The organism is uncultured Lamprocystis sp. (assembly GCF_903933125.1).
GTDB lineage: Bacteria > Pseudomonadota > Gammaproteobacteria > Chromatiales > Chromatiaceae > Thiodictyon.
The window spans coordinates 1-11243 of the sequence record NZ_CAIZIZ010000506.1 but is presented as its reverse complement, the minus strand read 5'-3'; the positions used below and the strand labels follow the sequence as shown (position 1 = coordinate 11243).

Genomic DNA, 11243 nt, shown 5'->3' with positions numbered 1-11243 from the left:
GTGACGGCTGGTGTTTTGGTCGACTTCAGACGATACCGCCGGTCTCCCGCTGCCGCCACCTCCGCAGGAGCCGCCGGCCCTGGTCCAGCCCACCCGTGCACAGCGCCCGGCCTCAGGCAAAAATGGCCAAAGTCGAGTTTGGGTCCTTTGCCATAGGGATTGTTGCAGTCGTAGTTCGCCTGGTCGGTGGTGATCGTCGCCCCGAAATGAAAGGGCGTGACGGTACCGGCCCGGCAGGCGTATTCCCACTCGGCTTCGCTCGGGAGTCGGTAGGGGCGACCTGTCCGCTTGCGGAGCCATTCGCAATAGACCTGGGCGTCGTTCCAACTCACACCGACGACCGGATGCCCATCGGTTTGCTTGAAACCAGGGTTACGCCATAAATGCGAATCACGGTATCCAGTCGCCCCGACGAAGGCCGCGAACTCGCCCCGGGTGACGGCATGGCGCCCAATAGCGAAAGGACGCGTGATCGTTACCAGGTGCTGCGGCCCTTCGTCGCTGTAGCCCGACTCGTTCGTAGGCGAGCCCATGAGGAAGCGACCGGCGGGGATGATAACCATCTCGGGCACCGTGGCGGCCACGGCTGGCGCCGGAGGCTTGAACAACGCCTGTAAGCCAGCCTCTTGCGGCTGGGCAACGGGGGCGGAGAATGGATCGCGGAAGACCACCGACCGCCCCAGACTTTGCGCGGCGGCCTTCTGCAGGGCCTGAACCTGGTCGGCCGGCCAGCCGTGGAGGTCAGACGGGGTGTCTGGGTCGGTCTTGGGTCGGTTGTGGGTGACCGGGTCTGGCGGGGTCGGTGCAGGCTGCGCTGGCACCGGCCGGTCGATGACCCCCAGTGCCAACGCCCAGGTCTCCACCGCCCAGCACGCCGCCGCGCCGGTCATGGCAAGGTCGTGCTCCAGCCGTTGTTGCAGCCGTCCTAGCAGGAGCGAGGCCGGCAGCCCGCCGCTGCTCTGCAGCAGCTCGGCGGCGATACCCAGCTTTAGTGCGTTGACGAGGACGAAGACCTCGCGCCTGTGCTCCCCCCGTAGCAAATCGTTCAGCATCCCCTGGCAGCGGGCCGGGTCCTCGCTCAGGTCATGGCCGTAGCGCCGGATCAGGGTGCACAGGGTATCGCGAGCCGTTTGTTCCATAGTCGGTGTCTCTCGGTGTCGTCAGCCGACGATCTCGGCCTCGGCCCGGCGCAGTTTGAGCCGCACCCCGGGCGCCAGCTTGGGTTCGACATCGCGCAACTGGCCATCAGGCCGGGTCATGACCCAATTGGCGGACCCCATGATCATACCCATCTTACGCTCAAAGGGCAGCCGTGCCGGGGCGGGTCGGCCCGATCCGGCAGTCGCCGCCTGGTGCTGCAGCGGCCCTGCGGGTGGCTGCGGTGGCGGGGACTGGACGCAGGCGCATCAATGGCCCCGAGCGCCAGGGCTCGGGTGTGCGGTCCCTGGCCGCGCTGGTGCGCCAGCCCCGCAGGGCCTGACCGCCCGCGCCGTCCGCTCGCGCGACTCGCTCCCTCCGCGGGAAGTCCGGCCCCGCTTCCTGCCGGCCTGCCCTATCTGGCCTGCTATCGCTCGGGATCTAGGGCAAGCCGGAAACCGATTAGGCGGAGGCGGTCCCCTGGAGCGAGGGCGAGGCGGGACGCAGAGCGCAGGAACCGTGCCTCGTTGAACCAACTGCCGCCGCGCAACACACGCCTCTCACCGGTTGGAGGACCGATAGGGTTAGGGATAGGCCCGGTCGCATAGAGGCCATACCAATCTTGACACCACTCCCAGACATTGCCGTGCATCTCGCAGAGACCCCAGGGATTGGCCGGGAGGCTTCCGACGGGTACTGTCTGCTTGCGGTAGGCACTCTTGGGGCCATTGCTATAGGGACGGTTGCCATCGCAGTTGGCCTGGTCAGTCGAGAGGGTCTCCCCAAAATGGAAGGGGGTCGTGGTCCCGGCCCGACAGGCGTATTCCCACTCGGCCTCGGTGGGCAATCGATAGGCCCGACCGGTCTGCCGCGAGAGCCATTGACAATAGGCCGCCGCATCGCCCCAAGTCACATTGATGACGGGACGGTGCGCGCGGCCCCAGCCGCTATCGCTCGGCTTGTCCCGACCGGTCGCGGCACAGAAGGCATCGTAATCGTCGAAGGTGACGGCATGGCGCCCGATGCCGAAGGGGCGGGAGATGGCGACTTGGTGCTGTGGGCCTTCGTACTCCTCTCGCTCGGCCTCTCCTGCAGGCGATCCCATGAGGAAGCGACCGGCGGGGATGATGACCATCTCGGGCTCGAAGGGCAGCCGCGCGGGCGATGATGTGCCCGACCCGGCGGCGCCCGTCGCGGGCGGTGTCGGCGTCGTGGGACGCAGTGACGGGGCCGACACGGGCTGGACCGGCATCGGTGCGTCGATCACCCCCAGTGCCAGCGCCCAAGTCTCCACGGCCCAGTGCGCCGCCGCGCCGGTCATGGCCAAGTCGTTCTCCAACCGCTGCCGTAGCCGGCCGAGCAGGAGCGGGGCCGGCAGCCCGCCGCTGCTCTGCAGCAGCTCGGCCGCGATACCCAGCTTTAGCGCGTTGACGAGAACGAAGACCTCGCGCCTGTGCTCCCCCCGCAGCAAATCGTTCAGCATTCCCTGGCAGCGGGCCGGGTCCTCGCTCAGGTCATGGCCGTAGCGCCGGATCAGCGTGCACAGGGTATCGCGAGCCGTTTGTTCCATGGTCGGTGTCTCTCGGTGTCGTCAGCCGGCGATCTCGGCTTCGACCCGGCCCAGTGCGAGCCGCACGCCAGGCGTCAGCCCGGCGCTACGCCCGGGCTCGACATCGCGCAACTGACCATCGGACCGGGTCATGACCCAATTGGCAGACCCCAGGTTCTTGAGTCCCCAGCGTCCGGGGTCGCTCGGATGCCGCTCAACCGCGGCGATTGGCTCGCCGAAGTCGTAGCGGCGACTCGGGTCCAGGTGGTGCGGGTAGAGCCGGGTGTCGTGGTTGAGCATGACCACTTGGTGCGCGCCCGTCCCCGGCAGGCTGAGCCGCAAACGGTAGGGCAGGGTCAGGGCCGTGCGGCAGGACCAGCAGATACCGGGCGCGGTGGCGGCCGGGCCTCCGGCGTCGTAGAAGTTTTCGGCGCCGCAGTGACCGCAGTAGTAGATGCTGTCGGCGAGTCGGGCCAGGGCGCCACTCCAGATGCTCTCGCGCACACGCTCGGCAGGGTCGCGCAGGCCGGCGGTGAAGGCCTGGGTGAAGCGGTTGCGCAGGAATTCGGGGTAGATCGGCCAGTGGGCCAGGGCGTTGTCGTGCAGCCCCGGGACCGGGCGGTTGCCGTCGTCGGCGGGGTCGAAGATGAAGAGTGGCTCGGTGCCGTAAAGCCGGGTCATGGCCGGCAGGTCGAAGCAGCGGATGGCGGCCTCGCGGCGGCCCTCCAGCGGATGGTGGATATGGAAGAGATAGAAGAGCAGGACGGCGAGCGAGAAGAGGTCTGTCTGGATCCCGGGGGCGGCCTCGCCGCGGACGATCTCGGGGGCGATGAAGCGCGGGGTGCCCAAGATGCCGCTGGCCCCGCCGCCGTCGACGGCCACGTTGTCGTTATCGCAGACTGCGATGTCGCCGTTGTCGGGGTCGAAGAAGACGTTGCCGAACGAGATGTCGCGGTAGCAGAACCCCTGAGTGTGCAGCGCGAGGAAGGCTTGGGCGAGTTGCAGCCCCGTCAGGGCGAGCACCCGAAAGCTCGGGTCGATGCGCCGCTTCATCAGGTCGACGATGCCGCGGAAACGGGCCTCGCGCAGCGGCATCAGATAGCCGAAGTCGGCGGCGGCGCTGTCTTGTAGTTCCAGCGGCCATAGGAAGCCGGGGCCGGGCGGACCCTTGTGAATCAGGGTGTCGAGCGCCCGGCGCTGGGCCACGGTGGCCTGCTCAGGGAAGTACCACTTCAGCGCCAGAGGTCGGTCCTCGACCCGGACGCGGTAGATCTCGCCTTGTCCGCCGCCGCCCAAGAAGGCCTCAATAGTGCAGGGGTGTCCGCTGGCGGTCTGGTGGGTGCTGCCGAGAGTCAGGAGTTGGTGCATGGTGCTGTCCTTGGGGGCTGGTGGGCCGGGCTCGGATCTGCCGCAGTGCTCGCGATTGCAATCGGTGCGGCCCGCCACAGGATGGCGACGCTGATGTCGTCCCCGCTGCCCTGCTGGGAGGCCTCAGCGAGCCAGTCGCGCAGATGCGGACGCACGGCGGCCTCGCCCCCGGTGCGGAGCAGGTCCCAGAGGTCTTGTGCCACCTGGAGGAAGCCGGCGTCGTCGCGGAAGGCATTCGCATAGCCGTCGCTCGCAGCCAGGATCAGGGCGGGCGGCGCGCCGGCCAGGGTTTGGCAGTAGACGCGCACGTCCTCGGCGGCCCGGGGCGCGCAGAGTGAGGTGGTCTCATTGCCGAGCAGGCGGGCGTCCGGCGGCAGGGGGCGCGCGACGGTCCCGTCCACGCCGACCGTCAGCAGGTCGCCGTCGCCCAGTTGCAGGTAGAGGATGGCCTCGGGGGTGACGATGACGCCGAGCAGCGTCGAGCCGTAGGCGAGGGCGGGATGGCTCGCGACAGCTGCCCGGCCGGGTGCGTCCAGGGGGTCGAGTTCGGCCGCGGTGAAGGTGCGACGCGCCAGCCGCTGTGCGACCGCCGCTTGCCAGCCGCGGACCAGCGTAGTCGGCCATTGTTCTTCTGCCCAGCGCTTACGCCGCGACGGCGCGGACGAGGGGGGCAGCCCAGCGGCGGCGCGCAGGGCGACCGCGACGGCGAGCCGGGCGCCTTCGCGGCTGCGGAAGCTGCGGGCGCTGCCGTGGCCGTCGGCCAGGGCCAGCACCAGGGCCGGGGCGTCCGTGCCCTCTGCGGCATCGGGGAGCGGGCAGCGGGCGACCCGCACGGCGTCCTGGTTCGGCAGGCCGCTGCGGTGGTGGGCGGCCCCGCGCACGCTGGCGCTCAGCCAGTGCCAGGGTCCCGCCGCCCCGCCGCTCACCGGTTTACCAGACATCATCCGCTGCCTGGGGGTCGGTGGGCACCACGGGCGGGGTCGGGATCGGCACGTTCTGTCCGGCCGGGAGCCCGCCGGCCTGGCTGGCCGGGGCCGAGGCGGACTTGAGCACCGCTGTGGAAACCCACTTGATGTGCCGCACCAGTGACTCGGGGTCGTTGGCCAGGAGTGGTTTTAGTTCGGGGTGACCGATGAAACGCTGTAAGACCTCGGTGTCCGCGTCCCGGCCGATGGCCACGGCGATGCGCACCGCCTTCTTGCCCCATGCCTCCTGCATGAGTTGGGCGAGCCCGCTGGCGAAGTCGTCGGTCGGCTGCCCGTCGGAGATCAGCACCAGCACCGGCGGCAGGGCGCGGTCGGTCATCGGGGGCATATGCATCTGTTCGGCCGCCAGGCGCAGTGCGCGGCCCATATCGGTCAACCCGTCGGCCAGGAGGTCTGTCCACTTGAAGTCGGCGACCGGGGTCGGCTGGGAGCAGTGCCAGTGGGCGCCGTTCCCGAAGGACAGGGCGCGCACCAGAACCTCGGCGTTGGGGTTCTCGTCGGCCACCGCGCGCATGTGCGGCAGGGCCTCGCGGATCGCGGTGTTGAGCGCCTGGATCTTGCCGTCGGCAGCCATCGAGCCGGAGCAGTCGGCGATCCAGATGAAGTGCAGCGGCCGGGTTGCGAGCTCGCCGCCGGGGCGTTTGGCCATCGGGTGGTCTCCTGGTTGCGGGGCGGGCGTCAGTGGTGCCCGGTCGTCAGTGGGGGTCGAAGACCTCGCGCTGTCCGGTGGCGGTCAGCACCCGGTCCAGCCAGACCTCCAGTTGTGCCGATTCGGCTGCCTGGATCCGGGCGATGAGGTCCTGATCGAGGGGGCCGAATGTCAGTTGCAGCATGTCTTGCGTGCCGTGTCGCGTTCTTAACGGTAACCATACAACAACCCGATGATCTCGGTCTTGCGCGCCTTGCTGTCCCCTCCCGTCACGGTGAACCGCCCCGCAGCGAGCGCGTGTACCCGTCATGCACCACCCGGCGCATGGCGGAGACTGCCGCGGACTCCCCGGCCGGGATAGCGCCATCGCGCCTGATATGCGGACATGGTCTTGGGATAGGGGCGGGTTTAAGGTGATTTTCGGGAAAAGGTTGACCAAAGTTGCGTAGCGACCTTTTAGGAGCGGCGTCCCGCCGCGACGGGGTCGGGCGCGTCACCGCAGCGTTCGATGTCACCGCGGCACCGCATCGCGGCGGGACGCCGCTCCCACGGGGGACGGGCATATTGTTACTCCCGTGCACTGGCCGGAACCACGATCAAGGCCCGATCAGCGAGACTCACCGGATGATGTCGGTAATCTTCCAGTCGAAGCCTTCCAGCGACAGGCGCACGTTGGTTGGATCCTGACCCAACTCGCCGATGCGGATCAGGAAGCGGTTGTAGGACTCGAAGAAGGCGAAGTCGATTCCGCCCAGCAGGTAAGGGGGGGTCTGGTTGGTCGCGTCGGTGACGGCCTGGCGCAAGGTTTCCTGGACCCAGGGCAGGGTGATGGCCTGGTCGAGTGCCGAGTCACCCAACCGCTCCAGGTTCTGGCGAATCCAGGCCATGGCGCTGTTCGGGTCGGCGCTGGGCAGCAGTTGGTTCGCGCCCGCGCCGATGCGTGCCTTGTAATTGGCGCGGATGGCCGGCAAGTCCACCAGCACGGCCAGTTCGGTGGTATCTTCCTGGCTCAGGGCGCTGTCCAGTTTGAACACGTAGTAGTAGGGCCAGACGCCGAAGGCGATCAGGGCAAACAGGAGCAGATAGCCGATATACCGCATGGTCGGATCACTCGTTGGATTGACGGGGGCGGTATTCTAGCGCGAAGAACGCGCCAACTCGCGGATCGCGCTGCCGGCCGTGTCAACCGGCCCGCGGTTGGGGGGGCGACGGTGGCAAGGGCCGGCTGTTCGAGGGGGCCGAGACGTCGCGGCTACCCTATAATAAAATAATCATATCCGCATCTGCGCGAGGTAGCCGTGGACGACTTGACCCAGAACCTTGCCTTAGCCCTCGGTGCCAGTTGGGCGAGCGGGATCAACCTGTATGCCGCGATCCTGGTGCTCGGGCTGATGGGGGCCACTGGGGCGGTCGATCTGCCGGCCGGCTTGGAGATCCTGTCCGATCCGCTGGTCCTGCTGGCCGCCGGTACCATGTATCTCGCCGAGTTCTTCGCCGATAAGGTCCCCGGTGTGGATAGCATCTGGGATGCCGTGCATACCTTTATCCGTATCCCGGCCGGGGCCCTGATGGCGATGGGCGCGGTGGGCGACCTGGGTCCCATGACTCCGCTCGGAGATACCGCCGCACTCCTGCTTGGCGGCGGTGTTGCCGCGGTCAGTCATGCCGCCAAGGCGGGTACCCGGGTGCTGATCAATACCTCGCCGGAGCCCTTCACCAATTGGATCGCTTCGGTCACCGAGGACCTCGGGGTGATCGGCGGACTGCTGCTGGCGCTGAAACATCCGGCGGTGTTCCTGGTCGCTCTGGCGCTGTTCTTCCTGCTCCTGATCTGGTTGTTCCCCAAGGTGTGGCACGGGCTCCAGCGGGTCTGGACGGCGCTGCGCAAACACTTCGGTGGTGATCGGGAAACACGATCCGCCGGGGTCGCTACGTCTTCTGCCGCCATCGGCACTGCGCTCGACGGCCGGCCGCCCAAGGTCTGACGCCGATGTCTGCTGTTCCCTGTCCGCGCCCGGTGGATGCCGCCGATGGTCTCGAGGTCTATTTGGTCGGCGGTGCCGTGCGCGATCAACTGGTCGGTCATGTTCCCAACGAATGGGATTATGTGGTCGTCGGCGCAACTGCGGATGACCTGGAGCGGCGCGGCTTCAAGCAGGTGGGCCGGGATTTTCCCGTTTTCCTGCATCCGCGGACCAAGGACGAGTACGCCTTGGCCAGAACCGAGCGCAAGACCGCCCCCGGCTACCGCGGCTTTGTCGTGCACGCCGACCCCTCGGTAACCCTGGAGGAGGACCTGCGCCGCCGTGACCTGACCATCAATGCGCTGGCGCGTTCGGCGGAAGGCACCCTGATCGATCCCTTCGGCGGCCTGGCCGATGTGCAGGCGCGGGTGCTGCGTCATTGCTCCCCGGCCTTCGCCGAGGATCCGGTGCGCATTCTGCGGGTCGCCCGTTTCGCCGCCCGTTTCGCGCCGCTGGGCTTTCGCGTCGCCGACGAGACCCTGGACCTGATGCGGGCCATGGTCGCCGCGGGAGAGGTGGATGCCTTGGTGCCCGAGCGGGTGTGGCAGGAACTGAGCAAGGCGTTGGGCGAGACCCGGCCCTCCCGGTTTTTCGAAGTCTTGCGCGCCTGCGGCGCGCTGGCCCGCCTGCTGCCCGAATTGGACCGCCTGTGGGGGGTTCCCCAACCGGAAAAATGGCATCCCGAGATCGACACCGGCGTGCATGCCATGCTGGTGCTCGATATGGCGGCGCAACTCTCGCCGGATCCCGAGGTGCGCTTCGCCGCCCTCTGTCATGACCTCGGCAAGGGCACCACGCCGGCGGCGATCTGGCCGAGTCACCACGGTCACGAGGAGCGCAGTGTCACGCTGCTGGAGGCCGTGTGTGATCGCCTGCGGGTGCCCAACCGCCACCGCGCCCTGGCACGCATCACGGCCCGCTACCACGGGCTGGTGCACACGGTCGAGGAGCTGCGGCCGGCGACGATTTTCGATCTCCTGGAGCGGACCGACGCCTTTCGCCGCCCCGAGCGCTTCCGCCAGATGCTGACCGCCTGCGAGGCGGACTTCCGCGGCCGGACGGGGTACGCCGATCGACCCTATCCCCAGGCCGCGGAATTGGGTCGTCTCTTCGCTGCGGCGCTGGCGGTCGATGTGGCGGCGCTCGCCGTCGCGGCCGCGGAGCCCCGCCTCATCGCCCAACAGATCCGCCAGGCCCGCATCACGGCCATTCGTCGGGCGCGCCTGGACCGCACCACCCCCGAAGCCGCCGGCCACCACCAATCATGAGCGTCTCTGCCGAACGTCCGCTGATCCCCTTGGTTTCGCTCCGCGAGGTCAAGCCGCTGAGTCTGATCTTCGAGCGGCCCCTGGCCCTGTCACCCGGCTTCTGCGACGCCGTCTGTGAGCGCTTCGAGGCGCACCCCCAACACCAGTACGCCGGGCGGGTGGGGCAGTTGCGCACCGCTGATCAGAGCGTGAAGCGAACCACCGACCTGGTGGTCAGCAACAAACCGGATTGGCAGGATGTCGACCAGGAGTTCTTCCGCTCGCTGGCCGCGGCCATCAAGGAGTTTCGCGAAACCTTTCCTTACTTCAAGGGGCCGTTCAAGGACGAGGGCTATCAGGTTCAACGGTATCTGCCGGGGGAGTATTACCACTGGCACGTGGACGGCGGCAGTCATGAGCTCAGCCGGCGGCAACTCGTGGCCCTGTGGTATCTCAACGACTGCCCCGGCCCCGGCGGCGAGACCGAGTTTCTCCACCAGCAGGTGAGCGTGCGTCCGCAACGCGGCAAGCTGGTGCTGTTCCCCCCGTTCTGGACTCACGAACACCGGGCGGCGGTCGTGCGGACCGGGGTCAAGTACATCGCGACGACCTGGGTGGTATTTGCCTGATGGCCGACATCGTACTGATTGGGGACGGCGCACAGCGGGACCGCCTGGACCGGCTGCACCAGGCGATTGAGGCCCGCGGCTGGGTTATCGAACGGCTCGCGCCCATTGGTTCCCAGCGGGATTGGTTGAAGCACGCGCGACCGCGCCTCAGCGCGGCCTCCTGCGTGATCGCGGTCTGGACTGCCGCCTCGGCACGGGATCGCTGGACGGCTGTCGGGGCCGAAATGGCGCTGGAGCAGCGCACGCTGATCTCCCTGGTCATGGACCCGGTGGAGTTGCCGCGCGCCTTTCATAGCGTCGACCCGGTCGATATCGTCGGGTGGGCGGGTGACTCCAAGTCGCCGTTGCTGGATGTCCTGGACTCGGCGTTACGCGTCATGTTGCACCCAGCCCCCAGGGGTCGGCCGACCGCCCCGCGGCCGATGCGGTCGGCGGTGTCTGCCGGTCCGTCGGCCGCGCGGTCGGTGGTTGCGCTCCACCCGGCACCCGGCCGGAACGCCGCAGTGATTGAACGTCTGGAGCCGATCCGGCGACCGGCCGAGCGGCCGATTGCGGCGTACGCACCCGCCGGGGGGATGAGCGGCGATGTTCTGTTCGACGGCCTCTCTCCTCTGCAGCCGCGGGTCACCCGGAGCGCGCCTGATCCGGACGAACCGAAGCCGAAACCGAAGCCGAAACCGAAATCGGCCGCGGTCTCGCAACCAGGGTTGCGAGTCGGCTTGGTTCCCTGTGTCCTCGGGTGGGCGATGGCCTGGGTCATCGGTCTCACGGCCATGGGGATCTATCTGCTGTCGGGCCTGGATGGCGCCACGGCATCGCGGATCGCGATCGACAATCCGCTGTTCAGTGCGGTGAGCGGTGCCGCGGTTGGTTTGATCGGTGCCGGATTCATGGTTTACGCCCTATTGATGCGGCGCGTCAGGATGTCTTCCTCGCAGCTTGGATTGGTCCTCTTCGGCTGGAGTTTCGGCGGCGGTTGCGGGTTGTTGGCGGCCGCGCAGTTCGGTCTGCCGGTGGTAGGCCGGCTTTACGGGGTGATCGGATTCGACCTCGGCTGGGTGGTCGCGTGGGTGATCGCCGGGGCCATGGGAAGCGTCTTTACCTGGTTTGCGCTACGACGGTCCAATCCAGTTCTCGCGCCCGTCCAACTTGTCGTGAGCGCGGGGGGATTCACGCTGGGAGCCCTGGGGGGCGCGATCTTGGGCTGGCTGGTGGTTGCGCTCCCGGTCCTGGGCTGGGGTTGGCTGCTGGGTGATCCGGTCGCCGCCGCGCCGACTGCCGCCAGCCGGGCCGGCCTGCTGCCGCAACTCCTTAGTCTGGGGCTGATCGGCGCGGTCGCCGGCGCGGTGTATGGCGCCGGCGGCGCACTGGTGAACTTCAGCGCTTCGAAACGCCGCGGCGTGTCCCGCGACGGCAGCGCCTAGAAAAATGCCAGACACCGAATATAGTGCGATGCATCCGGCCCCGTCGCGGCGGGACGCCGCTCCCACGGGGTCGCTGCGCGCCTTGCACGGTAACTCGACTTTGGCCATTTTTGCCTGAGGCCGGGCGCTGTGCACGGGTGGGCTGGACCAGGGCCGGCGGCTCCTGCGGAGGTGGCGGCAGCGGGAGACCGGCGGTATCGTCTGAAGTCGACCAAAACACCAGCCGTCAC

12 protein-coding genes are annotated in these 11243 nt (G+C 68.2%); 4 read left to right on the top strand and 8 right to left on the bottom strand.

Going from position 1 to position 11243, the window contains the following annotated elements; genetic code table 11:
* The 8 genes from QZY03_RS27830 to QZY03_RS27795 form a co-directional block, all read right to left on the bottom strand.
* Positions 1–1139: SUMF1/EgtB/PvdO family nonheme iron enzyme (locus tag QZY03_RS27830; protein ID WP_295586954.1), on the bottom strand; the 1139-nt coding region annotated here is incomplete at its 3' end.
* A 21-nt stretch (positions 1140–1160) separates the two neighbouring features.
* Entirely contained in the window at positions 1161–1292 is a 132-nt protein-coding gene (locus QZY03_RS27825; protein WP_295586952.1) for a hypothetical protein, read from the bottom strand.
* 272 nt (positions 1293–1564) lie between these two features.
* Positions 1565–2707, bottom strand: a complete 1143-nt coding sequence (locus tag QZY03_RS27820) for a formylglycine-generating enzyme family protein (RefSeq protein ID WP_295586951.1) — start codon at positions 2705–2707, stop codon at positions 1565–1567.
* 21 nt (positions 2708–2728) lie between these two features.
* Positions 2729–4054 carry a serine/threonine protein kinase gene (locus QZY03_RS27815; RefSeq protein ID WP_295586949.1) on the bottom strand — a complete coding sequence of 442 codons (1326 nt, stop codon included), beginning with the start codon at positions 4052–4054 and terminating at the stop codon, positions 2729–2731.
* Entirely contained in the window at positions 4039–4998 is a 960-nt protein-coding gene (locus QZY03_RS27810) for a PP2C family serine/threonine-protein phosphatase (RefSeq protein ID WP_295586948.1), read from the bottom strand. Before QZY03_RS27810 ends, QZY03_RS27815 begins: the two co-directional genes overlap by 16 nt.
* On the bottom strand, positions 4985–5689 hold the full coding sequence (locus QZY03_RS27805; RefSeq protein WP_295586946.1) for a VWA domain-containing protein: 705 nt from the start codon (positions 5687–5689) through the stop codon (positions 4985–4987). Before QZY03_RS27805 ends, QZY03_RS27810 begins: the two co-directional genes overlap by 14 nt.
* Before the next feature lie 46 nt (positions 5690–5735).
* Positions 5736–5873, bottom strand: coding sequence for a hypothetical protein (locus QZY03_RS27800; RefSeq protein WP_295586944.1), 138 nt, complete (start codon positions 5871–5873; stop codon positions 5736–5738).
* Between the two features lie 433 nt (positions 5874–6306).
* Positions 6307–6789 (bottom strand): DUF2939 domain-containing protein, encoded by a 483-nt coding sequence (locus QZY03_RS27795; RefSeq protein ID WP_295586943.1) that lies wholly within the window; start codon positions 6787–6789, stop codon positions 6307–6309.
* 198 nt (positions 6790–6987) lie between these two features.
* Between QZY03_RS27795 and QZY03_RS27790 the strand changes: the two genes are divergently transcribed.
* From QZY03_RS27790 to QZY03_RS27775, 4 genes are read left to right on the top strand one after another with little or no spacing between them, the layout of a single operon-like run.
* Entirely contained in the window at positions 6988–7674 is a 687-nt protein-coding gene (locus tag QZY03_RS27790; protein ID WP_295586941.1) for a DUF4126 domain-containing protein, read from the top strand.
* A gap of 5 nt (positions 7675–7679) precedes the next feature.
* On the top strand, positions 7680–8981 hold the full coding sequence (locus QZY03_RS27785) for a multifunctional CCA addition/repair protein (protein WP_295586939.1): 1302 nt from the start codon (positions 7680–7682) through the stop codon (positions 8979–8981).
* Entirely contained in the window at positions 8978–9589 is a 612-nt protein-coding gene (locus QZY03_RS27780) for a 2OG-Fe(II) oxygenase (protein WP_295586937.1), read from the top strand. The genes QZY03_RS27785 and QZY03_RS27780 overlap by 4 nt, the downstream gene beginning before the upstream one ends.
* Entirely contained in the window at positions 9589–11013 is a 1425-nt protein-coding gene (locus tag QZY03_RS27775; protein WP_295586935.1) for a hypothetical protein, read from the top strand. Before QZY03_RS27780 ends, QZY03_RS27775 begins: the two co-directional genes overlap by 1 nt.
* Positions 11014–11243: the final 230 nt, after the last annotated feature.

Coding starts and splice junctions, on each gene's coding strand:
- QZY03_RS27825 (WP_295586952.1), bottom strand. CDS start 1,292: ATGGGTATGATCATGGGGTCCGCCAATTGGGTCATGACCCGGCCTGAT.
- QZY03_RS27820 (WP_295586951.1), bottom strand. CDS start 2,707: ATGGAACAAACGGCTCGCGATACCCTGTGCACGCTGATCCGGCGCTAC.
- QZY03_RS27815 (WP_295586949.1), bottom strand. CDS start 4,054: ATGCACCAACTCCTGACTCTCGGCAGCACCCACCAGACCGCCAGCGGA.
- QZY03_RS27810 (WP_295586948.1), bottom strand. CDS start 4,998: ATGATGTCTGGTAAACCGGTGAGCGGCGGGGCGGCGGGACCCTGGCAC.
- QZY03_RS27805 (WP_295586946.1), bottom strand. CDS start 5,689: ATGGCCAAACGCCCCGGCGGCGAGCTCGCAACCCGGCCGCTGCACTTC.
- QZY03_RS27800 (WP_295586944.1), bottom strand. CDS start 5,873: ATGCTGCAACTGACATTCGGCCCCCTCGATCAGGACCTCATCGCCCGG.
- QZY03_RS27795 (WP_295586943.1), bottom strand. CDS start 6,789: ATGCGGTATATCGGCTATCTGCTCCTGTTTGCCCTGATCGCCTTCGGC.
- QZY03_RS27785 (WP_295586939.1), top strand. CDS start 7,680: ATGTCTGCTGTTCCCTGTCCGCGCCCGGTGGATGCCGCCGATGGTCTC.
- QZY03_RS27780 (WP_295586937.1), top strand. CDS start 8,978: ATGAGCGTCTCTGCCGAACGTCCGCTGATCCCCTTGGTTTCGCTCCGC.
- QZY03_RS27775 (WP_295586935.1), top strand. CDS start 9,589: ATGGCCGACATCGTACTGATTGGGGACGGCGCACAGCGGGACCGCCTG.